Source organism: Luteimonas viscosa, from assembly GCF_008244685.1.
GTDB classification, from domain to species: Bacteria; Pseudomonadota; Gammaproteobacteria; order Xanthomonadales; family Xanthomonadaceae; genus Luteimonas; species Luteimonas viscosa.
The window spans coordinates 1,035,191-1,060,734 of record NZ_VTFT01000001.1 but is presented as its reverse complement, the minus strand read 5'-3'; the positions used below and the strand labels follow the sequence as shown (position 1 = coordinate 1,060,734).

General features: G+C 70.3%; 25 protein-coding genes, 2 tRNA genes and 2 other RNA genes. 20 read left to right on the top strand and 9 right to left on the bottom strand.

Going from position 1 to position 25,544, the window contains the following annotated elements:
• Positions 1–108: 108 nt before the first annotated feature.
• Positions 109–1,590 (bottom strand): leucyl aminopeptidase, encoded by a 1,482-nt coding sequence (locus FZO89_RS04870; protein ID WP_149102192.1) that lies wholly within the window; start codon positions 1,588–1,590, stop codon positions 109–111.
• Positions 1,591–1,717: 127 nt separating this feature from the next.
• Here FZO89_RS04870 and lptF point away from each other — a divergent pair, with 127 nt between their 5' ends.
• Entirely contained in the window at positions 1,718–2,800 is a 1,083-nt protein-coding gene (gene lptF, locus FZO89_RS04865; protein WP_149102191.1) for an LPS export ABC transporter permease LptF, read from the top strand.
• Between the two features lie 13 nt (positions 2,801–2,813).
• A complete protein-coding gene (gene lptG, locus FZO89_RS04860; protein WP_149102190.1) occupies positions 2,814–3,923 on the top strand; it encodes an LPS export ABC transporter permease LptG in 1,110 nt (369 codons plus the stop codon).
• 735 nt (positions 3,924–4,658) lie between these two features.
• Here the strand turns inward: lptG and FZO89_RS04855 are convergent.
• The gene (locus FZO89_RS04855; protein ID WP_149102189.1) at positions 4,659–5,135 is read right to left on the bottom strand and encodes an RDD family protein; all 477 of its coding nucleotides are present in this window, start codon (positions 5,133–5,135) and stop codon (positions 4,659–4,661) included.
• Positions 5,136–5,177: 42 nt separating this feature from the next.
• On the opposite strand from FZO89_RS04855, the gene xerD reads away from it, so the two are divergent.
• From xerD to FZO89_RS04835, 4 genes are all read left to right on the top strand, one after another.
• The gene (gene xerD / locus FZO89_RS04850) at positions 5,178–6,131 is read left to right on the top strand and encodes a site-specific tyrosine recombinase XerD (protein ID WP_149102188.1); all 954 of its coding nucleotides are present in this window, start codon (positions 5,178–5,180) and stop codon (positions 6,129–6,131) included.
• Positions 6,132–6,329: 198 nt separating this feature from the next.
• Positions 6,330–8,813 (top strand): glycoside hydrolase family 9 protein, encoded by a 2,484-nt coding sequence (locus FZO89_RS04845; protein WP_149102187.1) that lies wholly within the window; start codon positions 6,330–6,332, stop codon positions 8,811–8,813.
• A gap of 878 nt (positions 8,814–9,691) precedes the next feature.
• Positions 9,692–10,117, top strand: a complete 426-nt coding sequence (locus FZO89_RS04840) for a DUF2231 domain-containing protein (protein WP_149102186.1) — start codon at positions 9,692–9,694, stop codon at positions 10,115–10,117.
• Positions 10,114–11,505, top strand: coding sequence for a PQQ-dependent sugar dehydrogenase (locus FZO89_RS04835; RefSeq protein ID WP_149102185.1), 1,392 nt, complete (start codon positions 10,114–10,116; stop codon positions 11,503–11,505). The genes FZO89_RS04840 and FZO89_RS04835 overlap by 4 nt, the downstream gene beginning before the upstream one ends.
• A 137-nt stretch (positions 11,506–11,642) precedes the next feature.
• Here FZO89_RS04835 and FZO89_RS04830 read toward each other — a convergent pair.
• A tRNA-Ser gene (locus FZO89_RS04830) sits at positions 11,643–11,733 on the bottom strand.
• Between the two features lie 121 nt (positions 11,734–11,854).
• Here FZO89_RS04830 and FZO89_RS04825 point away from each other — a divergent pair.
• Positions 11,855–12,262 carry a DUF6165 family protein gene (locus tag FZO89_RS04825; protein ID WP_149102184.1) on the top strand — a complete coding sequence of 136 codons (408 nt, stop codon included), beginning with the start codon at positions 11,855–11,857 and terminating at the stop codon, positions 12,260–12,262.
• A 19-nt stretch (positions 12,263–12,281) separates the two neighbouring features.
• On the opposite strand, the gene FZO89_RS04820 is transcribed toward FZO89_RS04825, so the two are convergent.
• Both FZO89_RS04820 and FZO89_RS04815 read right to left on the bottom strand, forming a co-directional pair.
• Positions 12,282–13,193, bottom strand: a complete 912-nt coding sequence (locus FZO89_RS04820; RefSeq protein ID WP_187471043.1) for a sterol desaturase family protein — start codon at positions 13,191–13,193, stop codon at positions 12,282–12,284.
• A gap of 121 nt (positions 13,194–13,314) precedes the next feature.
• Complete coding sequence (locus tag FZO89_RS04815) at positions 13,315–14,361, bottom strand: glycosyltransferase family 9 protein (RefSeq protein WP_187471180.1); 1,047 nt, start codon at positions 14,359–14,361, stop codon at positions 13,315–13,317.
• A gap of 25 nt (positions 14,362–14,386) precedes the next feature.
• Between FZO89_RS04815 and FZO89_RS04810 the strand changes: the two genes are divergently transcribed.
• From FZO89_RS04810 to FZO89_RS04770, 9 genes are all read left to right on the top strand, one after another.
• Entirely contained in the window at positions 14,387–15,145 is a 759-nt protein-coding gene (locus FZO89_RS04810; RefSeq protein ID WP_149102182.1) for a 3-deoxy-D-manno-octulosonic acid kinase, read from the top strand.
• A gap of 163 nt (positions 15,146–15,308) precedes the next feature.
• A complete protein-coding gene (locus FZO89_RS04805; protein WP_425480457.1) occupies positions 15,309–16,064 on the top strand; it encodes an MBL fold metallo-hydrolase in 756 nt (251 codons plus the stop codon).
• On the top strand, positions 16,061–17,083 hold the full coding sequence (gene moaA, locus FZO89_RS04800; protein WP_149102180.1) for a GTP 3',8-cyclase MoaA: 1,023 nt from the start codon (positions 16,061–16,063) through the stop codon (positions 17,081–17,083). The genes FZO89_RS04805 and moaA overlap by 4 nt, the downstream gene beginning before the upstream one ends.
• The gene (locus tag FZO89_RS04795) at positions 17,080–17,481 is read left to right on the top strand and encodes a nuclear transport factor 2 family protein (RefSeq protein ID WP_149102179.1); all 402 of its coding nucleotides are present in this window, start codon (positions 17,080–17,082) and stop codon (positions 17,479–17,481) included. Before moaA ends, FZO89_RS04795 begins: the two co-directional genes overlap by 4 nt.
• Positions 17,478–17,966 carry a cyclic pyranopterin monophosphate synthase MoaC gene (gene moaC, locus FZO89_RS04790; protein WP_149102178.1) on the top strand — a complete coding sequence of 163 codons (489 nt, stop codon included), beginning with the start codon at positions 17,478–17,480 and terminating at the stop codon, positions 17,964–17,966. The genes FZO89_RS04795 and moaC overlap by 4 nt, the downstream gene beginning before the upstream one ends.
• Positions 17,963–18,208 (top strand): MoaD/ThiS family protein, encoded by a 246-nt coding sequence (locus tag FZO89_RS04785; RefSeq protein WP_149104040.1) that lies wholly within the window; start codon positions 17,963–17,965, stop codon positions 18,206–18,208. The genes moaC and FZO89_RS04785 overlap by 4 nt, the downstream gene beginning before the upstream one ends.
• 93 nt (positions 18,209–18,301) lie before the next feature.
• The gene (locus FZO89_RS04780) at positions 18,302–18,745 is read left to right on the top strand and encodes a molybdenum cofactor biosynthesis protein MoaE (protein ID WP_149102177.1); all 444 of its coding nucleotides are present in this window, start codon (positions 18,302–18,304) and stop codon (positions 18,743–18,745) included.
• Positions 18,746–18,864: 119 nt separating this feature from the next.
• Complete coding sequence (locus tag FZO89_RS04775) at positions 18,865–19,839, top strand: Vgb family protein (RefSeq protein ID WP_187471042.1); 975 nt, start codon at positions 18,865–18,867, stop codon at positions 19,837–19,839.
• 35 nt (positions 19,840–19,874) lie between these two features.
• Positions 19,875–20,420 carry a hypothetical protein gene (locus tag FZO89_RS04770; RefSeq protein WP_149102175.1) on the top strand — a complete coding sequence of 182 codons (546 nt, stop codon included), beginning with the start codon at positions 19,875–19,877 and terminating at the stop codon, positions 20,418–20,420.
• Between the two features lie 134 nt (positions 20,421–20,554).
• Here FZO89_RS04770 and ffs read toward each other — a convergent pair.
• From ffs to FZO89_RS04755, 3 genes are all read right to left on the bottom strand, one after another.
• Positions 20,555–20,651, bottom strand: an RNA gene (gene ffs, locus FZO89_RS04765) — signal recognition particle sRNA small type.
• A gap of 54 nt (positions 20,652–20,705) precedes the next feature.
• Positions 20,706–20,828, bottom strand: a non-coding RNA gene (locus FZO89_RS04760) — RtT sRNA.
• 39 nt (positions 20,829–20,867) lie between these two features.
• Positions 20,868–20,960: transfer RNA gene (locus FZO89_RS04755), tRNA-Ser, on the bottom strand.
• A gap of 570 nt (positions 20,961–21,530) precedes the next feature.
• Between FZO89_RS04755 and dnaX the strand changes: the two genes are divergently transcribed.
• The 4 genes from dnaX to FZO89_RS04735 all read left to right on the top strand — a co-directional run bounded on the left by dnaX (position 21,531) and on the right by FZO89_RS04735 (position 24,899).
• Entirely contained in the window at positions 21,531–23,336 is a 1,806-nt protein-coding gene (gene dnaX / locus FZO89_RS04750; RefSeq protein WP_149102174.1) for a DNA polymerase III subunit gamma/tau, read from the top strand.
• 9 nt (positions 23,337–23,345) lie between these two features.
• Positions 23,346–23,666, top strand: a complete 321-nt coding sequence (locus tag FZO89_RS04745; protein ID WP_149102173.1) for a YbaB/EbfC family nucleoid-associated protein — start codon at positions 23,346–23,348, stop codon at positions 23,664–23,666.
• A 120-nt stretch (positions 23,667–23,786) separates the two neighbouring features.
• Positions 23,787–24,389 (top strand): recombination mediator RecR, encoded by a 603-nt coding sequence (gene recR / locus FZO89_RS04740; RefSeq protein WP_149102172.1) that lies wholly within the window; start codon positions 23,787–23,789, stop codon positions 24,387–24,389.
• Between the two features lie 168 nt (positions 24,390–24,557).
• Positions 24,558–24,899 (top strand): histidine triad nucleotide-binding protein, encoded by a 342-nt coding sequence (locus FZO89_RS04735; protein ID WP_149102171.1) that lies wholly within the window; start codon positions 24,558–24,560, stop codon positions 24,897–24,899.
• A gap of 136 nt (positions 24,900–25,035) precedes the next feature.
• Here FZO89_RS04735 and FZO89_RS04730 read toward each other — a convergent pair whose 3' ends face one another.
• Positions 25,036–25,521, bottom strand: a complete 486-nt coding sequence (locus tag FZO89_RS04730; RefSeq protein WP_149102170.1) for a Slp family lipoprotein — start codon at positions 25,519–25,521, stop codon at positions 25,036–25,038.
• Positions 25,522–25,544 lie beyond the last annotated feature (23 nt).

Sequence of the window (25,544 nt, the reverse complement as noted above, 5' to 3'; positions counted from 1 at the left end):
CGTGATTGGTGATTGGTGATTCGAAAGGGCTGGCGTCAGCCGGAGGAACGTTGCTCGAATGCCTTTTGCATTTTCCAATCACCAATCCACCAGTCACCAATCCACGGGCTACGCAGCGCCCGCCGCACGATCGATCAGCCACTGGCTCAGCAATCCCACCGGACGGCCGGTCGCCATGCCCATCTTGCCGTCGGTGTTGGCGCTGCCGGCGATGTCCAGGTGCGCCCAGCGCTGGCCCTCGGTGAAGCGGGCGAGGAAGCAGCCGGCGGTGATCGCGCCGCCCCAGCGTCCACCGATGTTGTAGACGTCGGCGAAATTGGATTCGAGCAGGGTCTGGTATTCGTCCCACAGCGGCAGGCGCCAGGCGCGGTCGAACACGCCTTCGCCGGCGGCGAGCAGCTCGTCCGCGAGATCGTCGTGCTTGCTCATCAGGCCCGAGGCGTAGCGGCCGAGCGCGACCATGCAGGCGCCGGTGAGGGTGGCCACGTCGACCAGCGCCTGCGGCTGGAAGCCCTCGGCGTAGGTGAGCGCGTCGCACAGGATCAGGCGGCCCTCGGCGTCGGTGTTGCCGACCTCGATCGTCTTGCCGGCCATGCTGGTGATCACATCGGACGGGCGGTAGGCATTGCCGTCGATCGCGTTCTCCACCGCCGGCACGATCGCCACCAGGTTGATCGGCAACTGCAGGCCGACCGCGGAAACGAAGGTCCCGAGCACGGCGGCCGCGCCGCACATGTCGTACTTCATTTCCTCGATGCCGCCCTGGGTCTTGAGGTTGACGCCGCCGGTGTCGAACGTGATGCCTTTGCCGACGAGGACGAAAGGCCTGGCGTCGCCGCCGTTGTTCCACTTCAGCACGACCAGGCGCGGCCGGTTGACCGAGCCGCGCGCCACCGCCAGCAGCGCGCCCATGCCGAGCTGCTCCATCTGCGCCTCGTCGAGGATCTCGGCCTCGGCCTTGTCGAAACGATCGGCGAACGCCTGCGCCTGTTCAGCGACATAGGCGGGGTTGCAGACATTCGGCGGCAGGTTGCCGAGTTCGCGCGCGAACTTCACCCCCGCAGCGATCGCCTTGCCCTGCGCCAGCGCCTGCTCGTCGGCGCCCTGGATCGACAGCGCGGACAGTCCGGACTCGCTGCGCTTCTTGTTCTTCGGCCCCAGCGTGGCGAGGTAGCGGTAGGCGGCGTGGTCGGCGGCGACCACCGCCTGGCGGATGTTCCACGCGGCATCGCGGCCATCGAGCGCGAGTTCCGACAGCGTGAAAAGAGCCTGCTTCACCGGGCCGGTCTTCAGCGCCCGCACCGTGTCGGCCACCGCCTTGAGGTATTGCGGCACGCCGAACTTGGCCTTGTCCCCGAGGCCGATGACGAGCACCCGCGGCGCATCGATGCCGGGCACGTCGTGCAGGAGGAGGTTGCGGCCGGTCGCGCCGGGAATGTCGCCGCGGGCGACCAGGGCGGCAAGCCGGCCTTCTCCGTCGAGCGCCTGCGCGGCGGGTGTGAGGGAGCCGTCGGCGAAGGCGCCTACCACGATGCAGTCGGTGGCGGCAGCCGCGGGCGCGGCCCGGTTCAGGGTGAATTCGAGGGTCATCGATCAGATTCCGAGGTGACTTACGTACAATCGGTGCCCGGACAGCGGCCTCATGCCCCGGGCCACTTCGTTCGTGGCCCGCTGCGGCCCGGACGCAACGCCCTAGTCTAATCCAAGCCCCCGCCCGATGCCGAAGCTCGACAGCTACCTGTTCCGCGAATTCGCGCAGACCACGTTCGCGGCGCTGGTGGTGCTGATGATCGTCAGCCTGGGCGCGGTGTTCGCCGATGTCCTGGGCGACATCGTGCGCGGGCGGGTGCCGGCCGGGATGATGCTGGCCCAGCTCGGGCTGCAGGTGCTGAACTACCTGCCGCTGATCCTGCCGCTGGGACTCATGCTCGGCCTGCTGCTGAGCGTGGGTCGGCTGTACCGCGACAGCGAGATGCCCGTGCTCACCTCGATCGGTGTCGGCCCGCGGCGCCTGCTGCGTCCGCTGATGCTGCTGGTGGTGCCGTTCGTGCTGCTGATCGGCGCCTGCTCGCTGTGGCTGGGGCCGTGGGCGCGGCAGTACTCGCAGCAGATGATCGAGGTCGGCCAGCGCAGTCTGCTGGTCGCGGGGCTCGAGGCGGGGCGCTTCGTGGAACTGCCCGGCGGTGGCGGCGTGGTCTACGCGAACTCGATGTCGAACGACGGCACCCGCCTGGGCCGCGTGTTCATCTACCGCCAGGAGGAAGGCCGGATGGACGTCACCTCGGCACGCACCGGCACGCTCAACGTCGAGGGCACGAGCCGCTACCTGACGCTCGACGAAGGCTTCCGCGTCGAAGGTCCGATGGACGGTGGCAAGGATTTCCGGCTGATGCGCTACGCCGCCAACGAGGTGCGCCTGCCCGACGCGGAGTCGCGCGAGATCGCCGACGATCCGGAGCTGATGTCGACGCCGGCGCTGCTGCCCGACGGGCGTCCGGAGGCGCGCGCCCAGCTGCACTTCCGCATGGCGCCGCCGCTGCTCGCCCTGGCGTTCGCGTTGCTGGCCGTCCCGCTCGCGCGCAGCCCGCCGCGGCAGGCGCGCTGGGGCCGGATCATTCTCGGCCTGCTCGCCTACGTCTTCGGCATCAACCTCATGCTGCTCGGCACCAACGCGCTGGCCTCGGGTCGGCTGCCGGTAGCGCTAGGCCTGTGGTGGCTGGTGCTGCCGCTGCTGGCGCTGGGCCTGTGGATGTATTTCGGTGATGGCCGGATGAAGCGCTCGCGGCTGGTCGGCGCATGAAGGGACCGATGCGATGATGCCCTTCCCGAAAGTGCATGACCTGCTGGTCGCGCGCGTGGTCATCGGCACCGTGCTGCTGACCTGGGCGGTGCTGACCGGGCTCGATCTGGTGCTGGCGATGGTCGACGAGCTGCGCAGCGTCGGCCAGGGCAACTACGGCTTCTTCGGCGCGGTGACCTACGTGGCGCATACCGTGCCGCGGCGCGCCTACATGATGTTTCCGACCGCGGCGGTGATCGGCTCGCTGATGGGGCTGGGACAGCTGGCGGCCAGCTCCGAACTGACCGCGCTGCGTGCCGTTGGCGTCTCGCGCAGGCGACTGAGCGTGTCGGTAGCCCTGCCGCTGCTGGTGCTGACCGGCCTGATGATGCTCAACGCCGAGACGCTCGGCCCCTGGGCGCAGCGCAGCGCCGACATGATGAAGTCCGCCGCCCGCTCCAACGACATGATCGTGGCGCAGTACTCGGGGCTGTGGGCGAGGGAAGGCGAAACCTTCCTCAATGCGCAGGCCGGCCGCGAGCGTGGCGACGGCGACGATCGCTGGCTCGAGCTCAACGATGTGCGCCTGTTCGAATTCGACCAGGAAGGCCGCCTGGCGTCGGTCGCGCACGCGCGAATCGCCGAGCACCGCAGCACCGGCTGGCTCCTGCGCGACGTCAGGCGCACGCGTTTCGAGGAACGCTCCGTCGCGCAGACGGACGTGGCCGAAGAGCGCTGGGACTCCACCCTCGATTCCGCGGCACTGGCCGCGAACGCAGGCAACATCTGGCGCCCGCGCTACATGTCCTCGGCCGAGCTGAAGCAGGGCATCGAGTACCGCGAGCGCAACCAGCTCGATGCCAGCGAATTCGAGGAGTACTACTGGGGCCACTGGTTCTATCCGCTGAACGTGCTGGCCCTGTGCCTGGCCGCGATCCCGTTCGCCTTCGGCAGCCTGCGCAGTGGCGGCCTCGGCAGACGGTTGTTCATCGGCGTGGTGTTCGCGCTCGGCTTCTGGCTGCTGCAGACCCAGGTGGTCAAGCTGGCAGCGGTCTACTCGTTCGATTACCGCATCGCCTACCTGATGCCCCCGCTGATGATGCTGGCGGTCTCATGGTTCCTCTTCCGAAGACGGAGTGGGTGAGTCAAGCCCGTTTGCGCGGCACTGCCGCGCGGGCTTGGCGAACGCCCCGCGTGCTTCGCGGGGCCGGAGGAGTCAAGCCCGTTTGCGCGGCACTGCCGCGCGGGCTTGGCGAACGCCCCGCGTGCTTCGCGGGGCCGGAGGAGTCAAGCCCGTTTGCGCGGCACTGCCGCGCGGGCTTGGCGAACGCCCCGCGTGCTTCGCGGGGCCGGAGGAGTCAAGCCCGTTTGCGCGGCACTGCCGCGCGGGCTTGGCGAACGCCCCGCGTACTTCGCGGGGCCGGAGGAGTCAAGCCCGTTTGCGCGGCACTGCCGCGCGGGCTTGGCGAACGCCCCGCGTACTTCGCGGGGCCGAATGAGCGGGCACCGCTCGCGCGCTGTTCGCGAACGACGGGCGTGCTACGTCCGGCCGGATAGCGGTCCCATTTCCGAGGCACGGCCTCGCGTCACCCACGAAGGTCCCGCGAGTACATCGGGAAGTTCATTCCACGTATCTGGACCGTCACTTCGTGCGCATTGCTCGGTCGAGCAGCGCACCGACCAGGAGTGAGGCGCCGGGTCGAGTCAAACAGAAGGACCAAAGCGCGTTTACCGCGATAAGCCGGTCGGCAGGCAGCAGCGCGCCGGCTACGCGCCGGCGCGTTCATCACCATTGTCTTCTTCTGATCGCGCACGGCGCGGTTGGACAAACAGTCGTGCGACGCACTCCCGGTCTGCGGGGCCGCCTGAGTACCGAAAACTATCTTCCCGACAGCGCAACGCGGGTGCCGCTGGCGCGGTCGTGCCAGGTGAGGCGGTCGCGGTCGATCCACGCCCACCAGAACCCGAGGCCCGCCGCGAGCAGCGAGACCGTCCCGACCGCATAGCGACGCCACAGGGCTGCCCGGGTCGGCCGGTTGCCGTCGAGCGTCGCGACCCGGATCCGCCAGGGCCGCATGCCCAGGGTCTGCCCGCCGCGGCGCCAGCTGACGGTGGCGTACAGTCCGGTGACGAGCCAGCAGGCCAGCCACAACAGCCACTGCAACGTGCTGAAGGGCGCGATGTTCTCCTGCGGGGCACGGTGGCCGAGGTAGGTGTAGCCCGCGGTGAAGAGCATCGACAGCAGCAACCACAGCGCAACGGCGGGCAGCAGGTCGTACAGCAGCGCCAGCAGGCGACGGCCGACGAAGGCGGCGGGCGGTTGCGTTCGGGTGTGGCTGGAGCTGTCGTCCTGCATCCGCACAGGATAGCGGCTCGGAGTGTCGGCTAAGCTGTGGCGATGCCCAGCACCACGCCCGCCGAACGCCGCCAGCGCGCACGATGCCTGCCGCCGTTGCGCGACGCGGACGGCGACGCGATCGCCGCGTTCCTCGATGCGCTGTGGGCCGAAAGCGGCTCGGCGCGGCAGACGCTCGATGGCTATCGCCGCGACCTCGAAGGCGTCGCGCGCTGGCGCGACGGGCGCGGCGGCGGTCTGGTCGCGCTCGACCGCGCAGGCCTGTTCGAATACCTCGCCGACCGCACCCGAGATGGCTACTCCGCGCGCAGCAACGCCAGGCTGCTGACCGCGCTGCGGGCGTTCTTCGCCCACCTGCGCCGCCGCGGCGTGCGCGACGACGATCCGGTCGCGCTGATCGATCCGCCGCGGCTACCGCGTTCCCTGCCCAAGGCGCTGGGCGAAGCGCAGGTAGAGGCGCTGCTCGCCGCGCCCGATGTCGACACGCCCGAAGGACTGCGCGACCGCGCGATGCTGGAGTTGATGTACGCCTGCGGGCTGCGCGTGAGCGAGCTGGTGAACCTGCCGGCCACGGCGGTCAACCTGCGCCAGGGCGTGCTGCGCGTGACCGGCAAGGGCGGCCGCGAACGGCTGGTGCCGCTGGGCGAGGAGGCGCAGCACTGGCTCGAACGCTATCTGGCCCAGGCGAGGCCGGCGTTCGCAGGCAAGCGGGCGTTGCCCACGCTGTTCCTGCTCGCCTCCGGTGAACCACCGAGCCGGCAGCGGTTCTGGACGATGGTAAAGAAGTCGGCGGCGAGCGCCGGCATCGACCCGTCGAAGGTCAGCCCGCACGGACTGCGCCACAGTTTCGCCACCCACCTGCTCAACCATGGCGCCGACCTGCGCGCGCTGCAGATGCTGCTTGGCCACAGCTCACTGTCGACCACGCAGATCTACACGCTGGTGGCCCGCGAGAAGCTGAGGCAGTTGCACGCAACGCACCACCCGCGCGGATAGGCCTCGACACCGGCGCCGCCCGGCTTGCAGCGGCTCGCTCGGCAGCCGCTGCACGATGCGCCCTCCATGCGCCATGCCGCCGCCGCCGCGAGCCCGTCGCACGTGGCTCTGCACGGTCGACTGCGCGATTGCTGCGCCGCGACAAGTCACTCGTCGCGCCGGATGTTAGCGTTAACACTCGATCCCAGGGGGAATGCCATGATCCGTCCGAACCGCCATCGCCTGCAGGTCCGGCAGCGCCCGGTCCTCGCCTCCCTGCTGGCGCTCGCGCTCGCCTGGCCCATGGCCGCATCGGCCGAAGCGCCGGTACTCAACGAGCTCGAGTACTTCCACAAGCGCGGCCTCGACGTACTGGTGTTCAACAACTACTACGACGGCCTGTTCAGCGATTCCAAGCACGCCGGGGTGGAACTGGTGCACCACGGCGTGCGCACCGCGACCAACGGCGACGTGCGCCTGAGCCCCACGCCCGAGCAGTGGGATCCGGTGGCGCTGATGGTCGACCGCCAGGTCGATCGCGACAGCGGTACGGTCACCACCCGCCTCGGTTACGCGGCAGAGTCCTTCGAATACAGCATCCGCGTGGCGCCGGCGGGCGAGGGCGTGCGGTTGCAGGTGGTCTTCGACCAGCCGCTTCCGGCGGCGCTCGAAGGCCGGGCCGGCTTCAACCTGGAGTTCCTGCCCTCGGCCTACTGGGGCAAGAGCTGGCTGAGCGACCGCGGCAGCGGGCAACTGCCGCTGTACCCATCGGGCCCGACCGAGCGCGATCCCGAAGGCAAGCCACGGCGCCTGCCGATGGCCAGCGGCCGCACGCTGACCCTGGCGCCGGAAGACCCGCAGCGGCGCGTCACCATCCACTCCCGTGATGGCGAGCTCGGCCTCTACGATGGCCGCAACCAGGCGCAGAACGGCTGGTACGTGGTGCGCGGCGAACTGCCGGCCGGCAGGACCGGCGTGGTGCTCGAGTGGACGCTCGAGGGCAACACCGTGCCCGGCTGGACGCGCGACACCGTGATCGGCCACTCGCAGGTGGGCTACCACCCCGCGCAGCGCAAGGTCGCGGTGCTGGAGAACGACCGCAACGGGGCCGCGCCCGGCCGCGCCCGCCTGCTGCGCATCGACACGGACGGACGCGAACACCAGGCCCATGCCGCCGAGGCGAAGCACTGGGGGCCTTACCTGCGCTACGAGTACTACACCTTCGATTTCTCCGACGTGCGCGAACCCGGCGTCTACGTGATCGAGGCCGCCGGCCAGCGCAGCAATGCGTTCCGCATCGCCACCGACGCCTATGCCACCGCCTGGCATCCCACGCTCGATGTGTTCCTTCCGGTGCAGATGGACCACATGTTCGTCAACGAGGCCTACCGCGTCTGGCACGGCCGCTCGCACATGGACGACGCGCGCCAGGTGCCGCCGGACAAGGAACACTTCGACCTGTTCGGGCAGGGGCCGGACCTCGATTCGCCGTTCCAGCCCGGCGAGCACATCCCGGGGCTCAACTATGGCGGCTGGTACGACGCCGGCGACTACGACATCCGCACCCAGACCCACTACGCCACCGTGCTGTCGCTGGTGGATACCTGGGAGCAGTTCCGCCCGGAGCGCGACGAGACCACCGTCGGCCAGAACAAGCAGCACGTCGAGATCCATCGCCCCGACGGCGTGCCCGACCTGCTGCAGCAGATCGAGCACGGCACCCTGGCGCTGATCGCGCAGCACCGGGTGTTCGGCCATGCGATCCCCGGCATCGTCGAGCCCGACCTGGGCCAGTACACGCACCTGGGCGACGCGGTGACCAAGACCGATGGCAAGGTCGACGACCCGGACGATCCGGATTCTCCGCACGACGACCGGCTCGCGTTCACCAGCAACACCACCGCGCTCAACTTCGGCTCGGCCGCCGCGCTGGCCGCCGCTGGACGCGCGCTGCAGGGCTACAACGATGCGCTGGCCGAGGAATGCCTGGCCACCGCGAAGAAGGTGTGGGAGTTCGAGCATTCGCGCGAGCCGAACCTGTTCCGGGTCGGCAACACGACCGGCGGCGACCCCGAGGACGAGGAATTGCGCGCCGCGGTGCAGTTGCTGCTCAGCACCGGCGAGGCGAAGTACGCCGAACGCATCGAGGCGCTGTGGCCGGCGATCGACGCGCGCTTCGGCTTCAACGCCGCCTACGCGGTCGCGGCGTTGCCGGAGATGGGCGAGCCCTTCAAGGCGAAGCTGCGCGCACGCGCGGAAGCGTTCAAGGCCGAGCGCTCGAAGATGGTCGCGGAGAACCCCTACGGCGTGCTGATCACCCGTGGCGGGTGGGCCGGCAATGGCGCGGTGATCGGCATGGCCACCACCAACTACCGGCTGCACAAGGCGTTCCCGGACCTGTTCGACATCGAACCGACCCTGCAGGGACTGAACTACCTCTACGGCACCCACCCGGATTCGAACATCTCGTTCGTGTCCGCGGTCGGCGCGAAATCCAAGCAGGTCGCCTACGGCATGAACCGCGCGGACTTCAGCTTCATCGCCGGCGGCATCGTGCCCGGCGTGCTGGTGCTCAAGCCCGACTTCCCCGAGAACAAGGAGGACTGGCCGTTCCTGTGGGGCCAGAACGAGTACGTCATCAACCTGGGCGCAAGCTACATCTACCTGGTGCACGCGGCGCAGGACCTGCTGTCCACGCGGTAGGCGACCTTGTGCAAGCCGCCCGGCCGACCCCGCGCCCCTGTGCGCGCGGTCCCGGGCGTTGTCGTCGCCGCGCCCGCGGACCTGTCGGGGGCCGCTCGTCTGCGGGGAAACTCGCGGCCCGGCAGGGGGCATGCCCCTACGGGCGTCCGGGCTCCGGTGCTCGCCCGGGGCTGCGGGTGGTCGCTCCCGATGAACCGCCGAGCCGCGTCATCGAACGCCTGTCCCGAGCGCAGCGAGATCTCTCGCGGTCCGCCTGCGTGCGTTCCCGCAGCGCTAGACCGGCGAGCGTGGGCCAGGGCCTCAGCCCGGGAACGAATTCGCCAGGGCGAAGACCACCGCCAGCACCAGCGCCGCCCGCAGCAGCACGATGCCGGCCTGTTCGCCGAGCTTTCGGAATTGGAAATCGGGTACGCGCATCATCGTCTGTCGCCGGATCCGTCCCGCCTTCCCCGCGGGTCGCAGAAGACAGGTAGCAGGAACCGTGCCTGCGCAAAGCGGAACGCAGTGCGCGAATCCGTGGCCGCAAAGTGACCGAACCCGGCAGTTTTCCCCGGGATGACGCGTCACTGTTGGACCTGCCGCCCGATCGCGGCGATCGAAGCGCAGCACGCGGGCCAAGCGACGCGACGTCCGTCCGGGAGGCGCGTGTCGCCTGCGGGATGCCCCACGCAGGCGCGTATTCCTGCAGGGAGCCATCGTTCGCGGGTCTCCGCGCCGTCCCCTCTCACCCGGCCCCGGTCCGCGCACGGCAGGCGCGTGGGCATCCGCGCCCGCCGCGCGCAGTCCACCCCGTGCACATCCCCGTCAAGTCGATTCGTCTAGTCTCGAAACCGATCCCGCACTCCGGCAGCGAGTGGCCCGCCCTGGAGAACCGCGCAATGTCTTCGACCATCGAACGCCCCCGCTTCCCCATGTTCCATCCGTTCCACGCCGTATTGCTCGGCGGGACGATCACGCTGTTCCTCGGTGCGCTGCTGTGCGACATCGCCTACGCGCGGACCTTCGAGATCCAGTGGAACAACTTCGCGTCGTGGCTGATCGTCGGGGGGCTGGTCGTGGGTGCGGTCGCGCTGGCGTGCTCGACCCTCGGTCTCCTGCCGTCGCGACGCACCCGCCAGTCCATCCTGCACGCGGCATTGCTGCTGGCGACCTTGATCGCGGGGCTGCTCAATGCCCTGATGCACGCCCGGGACGCCTGGGCCAGCATGCCCGGGGGGCTCGTGCTGTCGGTCCTGGTCTTCGTGCTGGCCTGCGTGGCGACGTGGCTCGGATGCCGGCCCACACGCATCGGAGGAACACCATGAACCGCCTGGCCCTGACCACTGCGCTCGCGCTGGCGGCCACGCTGGCTGGCTGCGGCCGGGAGCCGGCTCCGCTGCAGTACGGCGCCGATCCGCAACTGCCGGAGCCCGAGCGCGGGCTGTTGCCGGACATGGTCATCGCCGAGCCGGCCGGGTGGGGCGACCGGCTGCCGACGGTGCCCGAGGGTTTCGAGGTCCGGGCGATCGCCACCGACCTGCGGATCCCGCGCCAGACCCTCGTGCTGCCGAACGGCGACATCCTCGTGGCCGAGGGGCGCGGCGGCAATGCGCCGAGCCTGAAGCCCAAGGACGTCATCGCCGGGCCGATCAAGGCCGCCGGGACCACGCAGGTGGAAAGCGGCGACCGCCTGACCCTGTTGCGCGATGCCGACGGCGATGGCGACTACGAAGTGCAGACGGTGTTCGCCGACGACCTCGACGCGCCATACGGCCTCGCCCTGGTCGGCAACGATCTGTACGTGGCCAACCAGGATGCGGTCGTGCGCTTCGACTACCGGCCCGGCCAGACCCAGGCCAGCGCCGGCACGCCGGAGACGCTCACCCAGCTGCCTTCGGAGATCAACCACCACTGGACCAAGGCGATGACCGCCAGTGCCGACGGCCGCCTGCTGTACGTCGGCATCGGTTCGAACAGCAACATCACCGAGCGCGGCATGGTCGCCGAGGCCGACCGGGCCATGGTCTGGGAGATCGATGCCGCCACCGGCATGCACCGCCCCTACGCGACCGGGCTGCGCAATCCGACCGCACTCGCGATCCAGCCCGGCAGCGGGCAGCTGTGGGCGGTGGTGAACGAGCGGGACGAACTCGGTCCGGACCTGGTCCCCGACTACCTCACCTCGGTCCGCGAGGGCGGCTTCTACGGCTGGCCATGGGCCTACTGGGGCCGGAACGTGGACGATCGCGTGCGGCCGCGGAATCCGGACAAGGTCGCCGAGTCGATCACGCCGGACTACAGCCTTGGCGCGCACGTGGCGGCGCTCGGGCTCGATTTCTCGAGTCCGGTCATGGGCCCGGAGTTCGCCGATGGCGCGTTCGTCGGCATGCACGGCAGCTGGAACCGCTCCGAGCCGGTCGGTTACAAGGTGGTGTTCGTGCCGTTCCGCAACGGCCGCCCGAGCGGCGATCCGATCGATTTCGTCACGGGTTTCCGCGATGACGACGGCCCCACCCGCGGCCGCCCGGTGGGCGTGACCGTGGACCCGCGCGGCGCGCTGATCGTGGCGGACGACCTGTCGAACACGATCTGGCGGGTGGCGCGGACCGGCGCGGGGGCCGGCATGCCGACGCAGGAGCCGGATCCGGCCGGCGACGAAGGCGCGGACGGTACGCCTGTGGCGCCGGCAGAAACCTCGACGCCGCCGCCGTAGCGCCTGCATCCACGCGATGCGGGCGCACCGGCGCTCGCGACCGGCATGTCGGCGCGACGTGGCCGAACGCCCGGCAATGAAGCCACCGCTTCGGACATGAAAAAAGCCCTTGGCAATCAAGGGCTTTTTCTTCAGTCTGGCGGGGAGGGGGGGATTCGAACCCCCGAGGCGCTATAAACGCCTGCCTGATTTCGAGTCAGGTACATTCAACCGCTCTGCCACCTCCCCGGGACGTCTGCGTCGCGCGGCCCCGCGCTGAACGCCGGGGCGCGCAATGATACGGGGCGGGGTGCCGGCGGACAAGGCGCGACGCTAGACTGTCCGCCCCCTGTGCAGCCGGATCCCCGCAATGTCCGAGATTTCCGTGCCCGTCTCGTTCGGCGAACTGCTCGACAAGATCGCGATCCTGCAGATCAAGTCCGAGCGCATGTCCGACCCGGCCAAGCTGGCCAACGTCCGCAACGAGCTGGCAGCGCTGGAAAACACCTGGATGGCGCATCCGGCCGCGACCGGCGACATCGCCCGGCTGCGCGCCGACCTCAAGGCGGTCAACGAGCGGCTGTGGGTGATCGAGGACGACATCCGCCTGAAGGAAAAGGCGCAGGCCTTCGACGAGGAGTTCATCCGGCTCGCCCGCAGCGTGTACTTCGAGAACGACACGCGCGCGCGGATCAAGAAGGACATCAACCTCGCGCTGGGTTCGGCCTACGTCGAGGAAAAGTCCTACCAGGACTACGGCGCCGGCTCCGGCGCCTGAGGTCCGGTCCGGCGCGTCCTCAGTCCGCCGCGTCGCGACGCGACAGGGCGGTGTCCGCGTACGCGGGTTCGCGGAACGGAAGCAGGAGTTTTTCCAGCAGCGTCGGCTCGCGCGGGCCGATGCCGGTCTGCGCCACCTCGCCCTCGGAATAGGTGCCGAACAGGCGGTCCCAGAGGATCGCGTTGCAGGCGTAGTTGCTGTTGCTCGCCTCGAACACCGCCGAGTGGTGGCGCCGGTGCTGGTTGCTGTTGGTAAACACCCAGCGCAGTGCCGGGGTGTCGATGTCGAGGTTGGCGTGTGCGATCGAGGTGTTGACGACCGCGAGCACGGTCGCGCCGGCCACGGCTTGCGCGCCGGCGCCGAAGAGCGCCGCCACCAGCACCACCGGCAGCGCCAGCAGGAGGATCTCCAGCGGATGCGAGGCGCCGGTGTTGAGCGCATGCAGGTTGTGGAAGGCGTGGTGGAAGCCGTGGCCGCTGGCGCGCCACAGGAACGCGAAGCGATGCAGCGCGCGATGGATCCAGTAGTAGATGAAATCGGCGGCGAGGAACAGCAGCAGCACCTGCGCCGGCAGTGGCAGGCCGGTGGGCCACAGCTGCAGGCCGGCGGCCTCGCGCGTTGCCGCGAGCGCGGGGACGAGGAAGACCGCGTACAGCGTCAGGATCAGCTGCAGCAGGACGATCGTGAGCAGGTACAGGCCGGCGAGGGCGAGCTTTTCACCGGGGCGCTGGCGCCAGTGGGGTACGGCGGGCGCCAGGTGTTCGAGCATGGCCAGCATGCATTGCGCGCCGACCAGCGCCAGGATGGCGGCGCTGGCCTCGTCCAGGTCGAGCGCGTACCACAGCGCCAAGGCTGCCGCGAGCAGGAGGGGCTGCGCCGTGTTGCGGATCCACCACCGCAGGGCCGGCCTTGGCAGGGACTTGGCCACCATCGTCGATCTCCCGATCGCCCCGTGTCTGCAGCGACCATAGCCCGGCCGTCCGCGGCCCGGATGTGCCGGAAGCGACCGTGCCGGAAGTGATGGGCGACGCCTCGCAGGCGTCGCGCGTGGTTCAGCGACGGTCGCTGCGATAGCGCTCGAACGCGGCGACCGCATCGTCGACCGTGACCAGGTCCATGACGCCGTCGAACTCGATCTTGGTGCCCCACGCGAGTTCCGCGGCCGGCTTGCCGAGGTACCTGCGGGCCGCATCGTCGTAGCGGTCGACGCAGTAGCGACGGTCCGAATACGGGCCGCTGCGCGCGGGGTTGCTGGCCGCGTGCAGCCCCAGCACCTTGGTGCCCATGGCGTTGGCGATGTGCATGGGGCCCGAGTCGGGCGTCATCACCAGGTCGGCGCGTTCGAGCAGGGCGGGCAGCTGCTTGAGCGTGTCCTTGCCGACCAGATCCAGCGCCGGCGCCTGCATGGCGCCGACGATGGCGTCGGCGGTGTCGCGTTCGAGCCGGCTGCGGCCGCCGCACAGCACGACCCGCCAGCCCTGCGCGGCGGCGTGGTCGGCGACGGCGGCGTAGCGCTGCGGGGTCCAGTTGCGGCGCGCATGGCTGGAGCAGGGCGAGAGCAGCAGGGTCGGAGCGCCATCGTCCGGCCACTGGGCGCGGGCCCAGGCGCGGGCGTCGTCCGGCACGGGCAGGTTCCAGCGCACCGTGTCCTGGCGCAGGCCCAGCGGCTCGCAGAAGCTGCCGATCGCGTCGAGCACATGGATGCCGGGGCGGTCGGGGATGCGTTCGTTGATGAACAGGCCGTGCAGGTCCTTCGAGCGCGCGCGGTCGTAGCCGATCCGCCGCCGCGCCGGCACGAAGGCCGACAGCAGGTTCGCCCGCGCCGCCACCTGCATCTGCAGCAGGGCGTCGAAGCGGCGCCCGCGCAGGCTGCGGCGCAGGGCGCGCATGCCGGCCAGGCCGGACTTCTTGTCGTAGACGAGGAACTCCACGCCGGGCAGCCCCTCCAGCAGTCGGTGCTCGCCCTTGCCGATCACCCAGCCGAGCGCGACGTCCGGCCAGGCGCGTCGCAGGGTCTCCACCAGCGGCAGCACGTGGGTGACGTCGCCGAGCGCCGACAGGCGCAGCAGGCAGATCGAGCGGGGGGCTGCGGGAGGGATCGTCACGGCTTGTTAGACTCGCGGGATGGTCGCGTTCGACGCCACTGAAAGCCTGACGCCCTTCCACGACCACCGTGGCAGCGGGGAGTATGGCGCGATTCTGTTCGACCTCACGCAACTGCGGCAAGTCGACCCGCGCTGGTTCGACCCGCAGGAGTGGGGCATCCGCGCGCAGCAGGTGGACGGCAGCGGCCGCGGCGGCGCCTGGTTCATCGAGGCCAGCCACGGCCCCTGCGTGCTGCGCCAGTACCTGCGCGGCGGGTTCGCAGCGAAGTTCAGCCGCGACCGCTATCTCTGGCGTGGCGCCAACCGCACCCGCGGCTTCGCCGAGTTCCGGTTGCTGCGCGAACTGTTGCGGCGCAAGTGCCCGGTGCCGCATCCGGTGGCGGCTTGCTACCTGCGCGGCCGTTTCAGCTACCGCGCCTGGATCATCGTCGAGCGGCTGATGGACGTGCGGTCGCTGGCCGACCTGGTGCTCGCCGCGCCCGCGGACGCGCCCTGGGAAACAACCGGGCGGCTGGTCGCGCGCTTCCATCGCGAAGGCCTCGACCACGCCGACCTGAACGCGCACAACGTGCTCTTCGACCCGGCCGGCAAGGGCTGGATGATCGATTTCGACCGCAGCCGCCTGCACATCCCCGATACCGCCTGGCGCGAACGCAACCTGCAGCGGCTGCTGCGCTCGCTGCACAAGGTGGGTGGCGACGCCCGCCGCGACGCGGTCGACGCCGGTTTCGCGCGCCTGCGCAAGGCCTACGACGCACGCTGGGCGAAGGGCAACTAGGCATGCGTGCGCACTCGCACCGGATGGCATCGCGATTCGCATGGCGCGCGGGCCGCGCCGGGCGCGCGCACCGGCGCGAAGCGTCCAGCGCCGCCGCGAGCACGGGGACGCCGCACGCCTGCGCCGGGGCCGCAGCGCCCGGAATGTCGGTGGATGCATCGTGATGTGGGCGCTTCGCTTCCACGGTGTCGGCAATGCCTCGGCGACGGAACTCGGCTCGCCGATGGCCACCATCGAGCGCGATGGCGCGCCATGGCTCACCATCGACTGCGGCAGCGAAGGCCTCAGCGCCTGCCTGGCGCAGTACGGCGAGCCGCCGCGCGCGCTGTTCGTCACCCATACCCATCTCGACCATGTCGGCGGCTTCGAGCGCCTGTTCGTCTCCGGCTACTTCGACGCCGCCCGTCGCGGCCGCATGCCGGTCTACGTGCCTGCGACCGTGGTGCCGTTGCTGCACCAGCGGGTGGGCGCGTATCCGAACGTGCTGGCCGAGGGCGGCGCCAACTTCTGGGACGCGTTCCACCTCGTGCCGGTGGGCGACGCGTTCTGGCACGACGGGCAGCGGCTGGAGGTGTTTCCCGCGCGCCACCACTGGCCCGACACCGCCTTCGGCCTGCGCCTGCCCGGCAGCGTGGTCTGGAGCGGCGACACCCGTCCAATCCCGGAGCAGTTGCGCAGGCACGCCGATGCGGGCGAGCTGGTCGCACACGACTGCGGGCTGCACGGCAATCCCTCGCACAGCGGCATCGACGATCTCGAGCGCGAGTACGAGCCTGCCGTGCTGGCGCGCTGCGTGCTCTACCACTACGCCTCCGCGGCCGATGGCGACGCGCTTGCCGCGCGTGGTTACCGCGTGGCACGCATGGGCGAAGCGTTCCCGCTCGAAGCGCCGCTTGCGCCACCCGGCGGCGTGACATGAGCGCGCAACCACACGTGCTGTCCGCGCCGCTGGACCGGCTGGGCCGGCCGCTGCGCGACCTGCGCCTGTCGGTGATCGAGGCCTGCAACTTCCGCTGCGGCTATTGCATGCCGGCCGACCGGGTGCCCGACGACTACGGGTTCGACGCGGCGGGGCGGATGTCGTTCGACGAGATCGAGGCGCTGGCGCGCGGCGCCGCGCGCCTGGGCGTGAGCAAGCTGAGGATCACCGGTGGCGAGCCGCTGCTGCGAAAGGACCTGGCTGCGCTGGTCGCGCGACTTGCCAGCATCGACGGCATCGACGACCTGGCGATGACCACCAACGGGGCGCTGCTCGCTCGCCACGCCCGGGCGCTGCACGAGGCCGGGCTGCGCCGCATCACGGTAAGCCTGGACGCGCTGGAACCGGCGCTGTTCCGCACGCTTTCCGGCGACCGTGGCGAGGTGGCCGACGTGCTGGCGGGGATCGCGGCCGCGGAGGCGGCCGGCTTCCAGCGCCTGAAGATCAACTGCGTCGTGCAGCGCGGCGTCAACGACGAGGCCGCGCTCGCGCTGGTCGGGCATTTCCGCGGCACCGGGCATGTCGTGCGCTTCATCGAATATATGGACGTGGGCACGTGCAACGACTGGCGACGCGAGCGCGTGGTGCCGTCGGCGGAACTGCGCGACCGCATCCATGCCCGCTGGCCGCTGCAGGCGCTCGACGCCAACTACCGCGGCGAGGTGGCGCAGCGCCACGCCTTCGTCGATGGCGGGGGCGAAGTGGGTTTCGTCAGCTCGGTCACCGCGCCGTTCTGCGGCGACTGCCATCGCGCCCGGGTCTCGGCGGACGGGCGCCTCTACACCTGCCTGTTCTCGGGCGACGGCATCGACCTGCGCCCGCTGCTGGCGCAGGGCGAACTGGCCGTGGCGGCGCGGCTCGCGGAGCTGTGGAAGACGCGCGTGGACCGCTACAGCGAGCTGCGCGGCAGCGCGCAGGCGTCGCCCCGCCACGTGGAAATGTTCCTGGTGGGAGGATGAGCCACCTTGATGCGCTGACGGAGCAGGAGTGCCGGCAGGTCGAGGCGCTGGAGCGCGCGCTGCTGGATCCGGTGGTGCGCGCCGACCGCAGCCAGGTCGATGCCCTGCTGGCGGAGGATTTCATGGAGATCGGCGCGTCCGGCGCCGTCTTCGGCAAGCGCGCCGCGCTCGATGCCGTGCCCGCGGAGCGTGGCGTGTCGTTCGAGGCCCGGTCGATGCGGACCCGGGTGGTGACGCAGGACGTGGCCTGCGTGGTCTACGCGGCGACGCGCACGCACGGAACGGACGTGCGCAGGTCGCTGCGCAGCTCGTGGTGGCGGCGCGAGGCCGACGGCCACTGGCGCATGGTCTTCCACCAGGGGACGCCGGATACGGGCCTCGGTACCATGGACGCATGACGCCCGCGAAGACGCTGACCCACCTGGACCCCGACGGCCGCCCGGCCATGGTCGACGTGTCCGCCAAACCGGCGACCGCGCGCCGCGCGCTGGCCGAATGCCGCGTGCGGTTTCCCGCGGACGTGGCCGCGCAACTGCGCAGGTCCGGCCTGCGCAGCGCCAAGGGCGGGATCGTCGACACCGCGGTGATCGCCGGCACGATGGCGGTCAAGCGCACCCACGAGCTGATCCCGTTCTGCCACCCGCTGCCGATCGACGCCGTGCGCATCGCGATCGACTGGCATAGCGAGCGCGAGCTGCGGATCGAATGCGTGGTCGCCACCACCCACCGCACCGGTGTCGAGATGGAGGCGCTCACCGGCGCCACCGTGGCCGCGTTGACGGTCTACGACATGTGCAAGGCCCTGTCGCATGCGATCGTGATCGGGCCGGCGAAGCTGGTCGGCAAGCGCGGCGGCAAGCGCGATGTCGGGAAGGTGGACTGATGGTTCGGGTCACGTTGCTGTATTTCGCCAGCCTGCGCGATGCCGCCGGCGCCGCATCGGAAACGCTGGAGTCCGATGCGTCCGACCTGGCGGCGCTGTACGCGGAAACGCGCCTGAGGCACGGCTTCGCCCTCCCGTCGGAGCACCTGCGCGTCGCGGTGGACGGCGCCTTCGCCGCCTGGACGGACGCGGTCCGCGACGGCACCGAGATCGCCTTCATTCCGCCGGTGTCGGGTGGCTAGTTCGAGTCCGGCGTCGCGCGCGCTTCGCGCCCCGTGCGCCTGCGCGCGCGCCGAAGTGGCGCATCCGCGGCGTAGGTTGCGGGAGCGCCGGCGGTGAACCGTTTCAGCATCGCCGCCGGACCCGTCGACGTCGCCCCGTTGCGCGCTCGTTTGCTGCACGAACGCGCGGGCGCGTTCGCCGCCTTCGAAGGCTGGGTGCGCAACCACAACGACGGCCGCCCGGTGGCCGGGTTGCGCTACGAAGCCTATGTCGCGCTCGCCGAAGCCGAAGGCGAGCGCATCGTGCGCGAGGCGCTGGAGAGGTTCGGTGCGCTCGATGCCTGTTGCGTGCACCGCGTCGGCGACCTGGCGATCGGCGAGCTCGCGGTCTGGGTCGGCGTGAGCGCCGCGCACCGCGACGTGGCCTTCGATACCTGCCGCTGGATCATCGACGAGGTGAAATCGCGGGTGCCGATCTGGAAGCACGAGCGCTACCTCGACGGGCAAGCAGACTGGCTGCATCCGCGCCAGACCCATCCCGCAGGCTCCGGGGACTGACACCGTCGCCACGGGCGAAAGCATGAGGCAACCCCATGCTCGAGCACCTGGTCGGTACCATCCGGTATCGTCGCTGCGCAGAGGTCGTCATGAAGCGATTCGCACCGCTCCTGCTTGGAATGTCTCTCGTCCTGCCGTGTCCGGCGGGGTTCGCGAGAGGCGAACTGCTCGTCGGCAACAAGAGCGACGACACCGTCTGGCGCCTGTCGCTGGAGGACGGCCGTCGCCTGGACGAGATCCCCAGCGGGCAGGGGCCGCATGAGATCGCCGTGTCGCCCGACCGGCGCCTCGCCGTCGTCACCGACTACGGGCACCAGCAGGCCGGCAACTCGCTGACCGTGCTGGACATGGGCGACGGCAAGGCGCCGCGTTCGATCGACCTGGGCGCACACGCCCGCCCGCATGGCATCCGCCTGCTGGCCGATGGACACGCGCTGGTGACCACCGAGCAGAGCCGCTCGCTGCTGCGCGTGGATCTCGATGCCGGTGCGGTGGTGCAGGCGATCGAGGTCGGCGACGGCGTCGGCCACATGGTCGCGCTGGCGGCCGACGGTGCGACCGCATACGTCAGCAAGATCGCCGCCGGCACGGTGGCGCGCATCGACCTGGCGACCGGTCGCAAGACGCACGAGGTGCCGGCGGGGGAGGGCGCCGAAGGCATCGAGGTCGCGCCGGACGGTCGGGTGTGGGTGACCAACCGCGCCGAGGACACGGTGACCGTGCACGATCCGGACACGCTGGAGACGATGGCGACGCTCCCGAGCGAGGGCTTCCCGATCCGCGTGGTGTTCACGCCCGACGGCCGCCATGCCCTGGTGACCAACGCCATGGCCGGCAGCATGAGCGTGTTCGACGCCACCGACCCTCGGCTGGTGGCGACGGTGGCGCTGCGGCCCGAAGGCGCGGAGAGCGGCCAGAGCATGCTCGGCCAGGGCCCGATGCCGATCGGCGTGATCGCCGACCCCGTGCGGCCGCGCATCTATGTCGCGATCAGTGGCGCCGACCGCATCGCCGTGATCGATGCCGACGACTGGCGTGTGCTGGAGTTCTGGGCGACCGGACGGCAGCCCGACGCCCTGGGTATCCTGCCCTGACAGGCGGAGCCCCACACCATGGAAGGAGAATCCCGATGCGCGCCCATCTGCTGATGTTCCTCGGCCTGGCCTGCGTTGCCGGGTGCCGGACCCTGCCGGCGGACCCGCCCGAGCCGGTGGCGAAGGTGGACGTGGCACTGGTGCCGCCTCCCGCGGGCGCGACGCGCATGCAGCTCGATTCCAGCCAGGCGTTCGTCTTCCCGCAGTTGCTGGAGTCGCCGATGCCCGCGTATCCGCCGGATGTCCTGGCGCTGCGCCTGCCGCCGCTGGAGCTGTGCGTGGAAGTCGACATCGGCAGCGATGGAACCGTCACCGCCGTGTCGCCCCGCAGCGACGACGGCTGCCGCGTGCCCGAGGCGTCGCACGCGGCCCGCTTCGCCGCCGCGGTCGGGCAGGCGGTACGGCTGTGGCGCTACGACCCCGCGCTGGTCTGCCGCATGCCCGACGGCCGCGGCGTGGACGACGCCTGTGCCGAACCCGACGCGGTGGAAACCCCGGTCGCGTTGCGATTGTCGTATGCGTTCGTGTTCAGCCAGCAGGACGGCAAGCCGAGCGTGGAGCTCGCGTCCGGGGCCCGGTGAGGGGTTGTGGCTTGGCCCGGTTCCAGGCCTGGTGATTCCCCGCGCAGCGGGCAGGGTGCCGGCGTGCCCAACATCACCGCCGCCAGGGGCCGGCGAGTGGGTGGCAGCCGTACACAGCTTCCGCAATGGCGATGGCCCCGCCAGCTTGCCTCGGCACCCGCGTCGATCGATACCGTTGCTGCCTTCCGGCCCTGGCGGGGTTTTCGATCTAGCGTCGCGAGGGGCCGACGGGGCCACCATAGGACTGGACAAGTGAAACGCCCCTGCCGGGGCGTTTCATGAAACTGGCGGAGAGAGGGGGATTCACTCGGCGCTGCGCGCCTCGCCCTTCGGGCGGCTTCGCCGTGCAGACCGCTCCGCGGTCTGTCGAACCCGCGGGGGTTCTCACCCCCACTTCGAAGCCGCCGGCGAAACCCACGCGACCCGAACCACCACACCGCTTGAAACTGGCGGAGAGAGGGGGATTCGAACCCCCGAAGCGCGGTTTAGACGCTTACACACTTTCCAGGCGTGCTCCTTCAACCACTCGGACACCTCTCCGTTCCCGCCCGGGCGGCCATCCGGCCGCCGATCGGACCGGTGATTTTAGCGGGCGCGTGGCGTTAAAGCGAGTCGCAGGTGGCTTTCCCGGGCCGACGAGTTCAGCTCGGGGGCGATCGGGAAGCCCGGCGTCGGCGAGCGCATCGAGCCTGCCGCCTCGCCCGCCCGAAGGGGTGGCTGTCGCCCGGGCATCCCGGGTGCGCTGCGCTTACCCGGGCTACGGCCGTGTCCCGCGCCGCGTAGCCCGGATAAGGCCGCAGGCCGCATCCGGGAACGCCGCCGCTCCCCGGGTGCGCTGCGCTTACCCGGGCTACGCCGTGTCACCCACGCCGCGTAGCCCGGATAAGGCCGCAGGCCGCATCCGGGAATGCCACCTAGCCCCGGGTGCGCTGCGCTTACCCGGGCTACGCCGTGTCACCCGCGCCGCGTAGCCCGGATAAGGCCGCAGCCGCATCCGGGGAATGCCGCGGAGTCGAGCGCGTCGGCTCATGCGAAGGGACGCTTCCCGCGCGAGCAGCGCGTTCCGTGCCCGGACAGGCAGATTTTCCCGGGGCGCGGCACAATGGGCGAATGTCGTACCTCGTCCTCGCCCGCAAGTGGCGCCCCAAGCGGTTCGCCGAGCTGGTGGGCCAGGAACACGTGGTCCGGGCGCTGTCCAATGCGCTCGATTCGGGCCGCGTGCACCACGCCTACCTGTTCACCGGCACCCGCGGCGTGGGCAAGACCACCATCGCCCGCATCTTCGCCAAGAGCCTGAACTGCGAGACCGGCACCGGCGCCGATCCCTGCGGCCAGTGCGAGACCTGCCTGGCGATCGACGCCGGCCGCTACATCGACCTGCTCGAGATCGACGCCGCCTCCAACACCGGCGTAGACAACGTCCGCGACCTGATCGACAACGCGCAGTACATGCCCTCGCGCGGCCGCTACAAGGTCTACCTGATCGACGAAGTCCACATGCTGTCGAAGCCGGCGTTCAACGCGCTGCTCAAGACGCTGGAGGAGCCGCCGGGGCACGTGAAGTTCCTGTTCGCGACCACCGATCCGGAAAAGCTGCTGGTCACGGTGCTGTCGCGCTGCCTGCAGTTCAACCTCAAGCGCCTGGACGAGGAGCAGATCCGCGGCCAGATCGAGATGATCCTCGCTGCCGAGGGCATCGACGCCGAGCCGGGCGCGATCCGCCAGCTGGCGAAGGCCGCCGATGGCAGCCTGCGCGATGGCCTGTCGCTGCTCGACCAGGCGATCGCCTACGCCGGCGGCGCGCTGTCGGACGAGGTGGTGGGAAAGATGCTGGGCACGGTCGACCGCACCCGCATCGGCGCGCTGCTCGAGGCGCTGTCGACGGGGGACGGCGAGCGGCTCATGGCGGAAGTAGCGACGCTGGCGGAAGTCTCGCCCGACTGGGCCGGCGTGCTCGATGCGCTGGCCGGGGCCCTGCACCGGATCCAGGTGAAGCAGCTCGTGCCCGCCGCGGCGGCCGAGGGCGACGGCTTCGACGTCGAGGCGCTGGCTTCGGCGCTGCGGCCGGAACTGGTGCAGCTCTGGTACCAGATGGCGCTGGGCGGTCGGCGCGACCTGCCGCTGGCGCCGAGCCCGCGCGCCGGATTCGAGATGAGCCTGCTGCGGATGCTGGCGTTCCGGCCGGTCGAGGGCGCAGGGCAGGTGATCGCCGCGCCCGCCGCTCCGGGCCAGCCCCGTGCGAGGGGTTCGGCGGCTGCCGCCGCGCGCGCCGCGCTGGATTCGGACCTGGCGGACGCGGCGGGCGGGCCTGCGCCGACGCCGGCGTCCGCCGCGGCCGGCGGTGCTGCCACGCAAGCCGGGGTGCCCGCGGAGGCGCGGGTGATCGATGCACCGCGCGCAGCGCGGCCCGGCGTGGCCGGGGCTGCCGCTTCGGGCCTGGAGTCAGCGCCCGAAGCCGAGACTCCGACCCGGATCGCGCGGCCCGATGCCGCTGATGCCGGTGCTCGCACCCCGCCGCGCCCGCTCGACGCAGCCGGCTGGCTGGACTTGGTCGCCGACCTCGCCCTGCGCGGACCGGTGCGGGAACTCGCCGCGCATGCCGCGTTCGCGGGCTGGGAAGCGGGTGTGCTGCGCCTCTCGCTGCCCGCCAGCGACGACCACCTGAAGACGCCGTTCCTGGTCTCGCAACTGGCGGGCGCACTGGCGCCGGCGCTCGGTATCGCGCCGCAGATCCGTTTCGACGACGACGTGCCTGCCGCCGGCGAGACCCTGCACGCACGCAACGCACGCCAGCGCGAAGCGCGCCAGGCCGCCGCGGAGAACGCGTTCCTGGCCGACCCGAACGTGCAGCGGCTGATGCAGCAGCAGGGCGCCAGGCTCGTCCCCGATTCCATCCGACCCTACGAAGAAGGCTAGAGAACGCCCATGCGTGGAAACATCGCCCAGTTGATGCAGCAGGCGCAGAAAATGCAGGAAAACATGCAGCGCGTGCAGCAGGAAATCGCCGAACTCGAAGTCGACGGCAGCGCCGGCGGCGGCATGGTCACCGTGACCCTGTCCGGTGCCAAGGAGTGCCGCAAGGTCCGGATCGACCCGAGCGTCCTGTCCGATCCGGAAATGGCCGAGGACCTGATCGCGGCCGCCTTCAACGACGCCTCCAACAAGATCGACGCCGTCTCGAAGGAGAAGATGGCCGGCGCCACGGCCGGCATGCCGTTGCCACCGGGGATGAAGCTGCCGTTCTGAGGAGCCGTGATTGGTGATTGGTGATTCGAAAAAGCGAGACACCGCAGCGAGTCTGGCCTTACCCGTCACGAGACGCTTCTCAACGACCGCAAGCTGGTCGTCACCAACCACGACCTGCCGATGTCTTCCCTCCTCGAACAACTGATCGAAGCCTTCCGGATCCTGCCGGGCGTCGGCCAGAAGACCGCGCAGCGCATGGCCTACCACGTGCTCGAGCGCGAGCGTGAGGGTGGGCGACGGCTGGCATCGACGCTGTCCGAGGCGGTGGAACGCGTCGGCCACTGCGCGCGTTGCCGCGACTTCAGCGAAACCGAGGTCTGCGCCATCTGCGCCAGCGCCGCGCGCGATGCGCACCAGCTGTGCGTTGTCGAATCGGCCGCCGACCGGCTCGCGATCGAGCAGGCGACCGGCTACCGCGGCCTCTACTTCGTGCTGCAGGGCCGGCTGAGCCCGCTCGACGGCATCGGTCCGCGCGAGATCGGCCTGGACCGGCTGGCCGACCGGTTGCAGGAAGGGCAGGTGCAGGAGCTGATCATCGCCACCAACCCCACCGTGGAAGGCGAGGCCACCGCGCATTACCTGGCCCAGCTTTCGCGACAGCATGGCGCGCGCCCGAGCCGGCTGGCGCATGGTGTGCCGCTGGGCGGGGAACTCGAGTACGTCGATCGCGGCACCCTGTCGCATGCGTTCGGCTCGCGCAGCGAGATGGTTGAGGGGCGGTGATTCGTGATTGGTGATTCGTGATTCGTGATTTGAAAGAGCGAAGCCGGCGCCTTCTGCACGACGCGAGCCGGACACGGATTTCCGATCTCCGATCAAGTTCCCGAATCCCGAATCCCGAATCCCGAATCCCGAATCACCAATCACCAATCACCAATCACGGCTCCCCCCATGCCCACCCTCTTCCACAAGATCATCCGCCGCGAGATTCCCGCCGACATCGTGTTCGAGGACGAGCACGTGATCGGCTTCCGCGACATTTCGCCGCAGGCGCCGGTGCATGTGCTGTTCGTGCCGAAGGAAACGTTCGCGACCCTGAACGAGGTGCCCGCGGACAGGCCGGAGGTGGTCGGCCGTCTCGCGCTGGCGGCCGCGGCCTATGCGAAGGCGCAGGGTTTCGACGAGGACGGCTACCGCATCGTCATGAACTGCAACGGCGACGGCGGACAGACCGTGTTCCAGATCCACCTGCACCTGCTGGCGGGCGCGGCGCTGGGGCGGTTCGGGGCGTGAAAGCGGTGATTGGTGATTGGTGATTCGTGATTCGTGATTCGAAAAAAGCAGCGCCTGCGAACTGCTTTCACCAAGCACGAATCACCAAAAGCTTTTCAACAGCCGTAGGCTGGTAATCCTCCAGTCACGGCTCCTCTCACCACCAGCCCCACCACGGCCACGGCTCGGGCCGGGTGATGATGTTGACCGGCTCGCGCTTGGGCCACAGGTAGACGACATCGGCGGCGATCCTGGGGAAGCGGTAGTCGTACTCGCCGATGCGGCGGGTCTCGTAGCCGCTGACGCTGCCGGTGAACGTGACTTCGCGGTTGACCTCGAACACCGCCGGGTCGTAGAAGCCTGCACGGCAGGCGATGAAGCGGCCGTTGGTGTCGTCGCTGGCCCAGTACGGCCGGCCCGTCGTGGTCAGGCGCGTGGAGATCATCTCGAAGCAGGTCTCGTCCGCGCGCGGTTCCACCTGCACGATGCGGCCGCCCCAGCGCACCGGCGTGCCGCTGGCCTCGGACTGCATCATCGCGTGCGGGGTGGCCTCGCTGTAATCGCCCTGCAGCGGCCTGGGCTGGGAAGCGCAGGCGGCCAGCAGCAGGATCGCCGTGGCGGGTACTAGGAGGCGGACGGTCATGGCGGCGGCTCCGTGGGGACGGT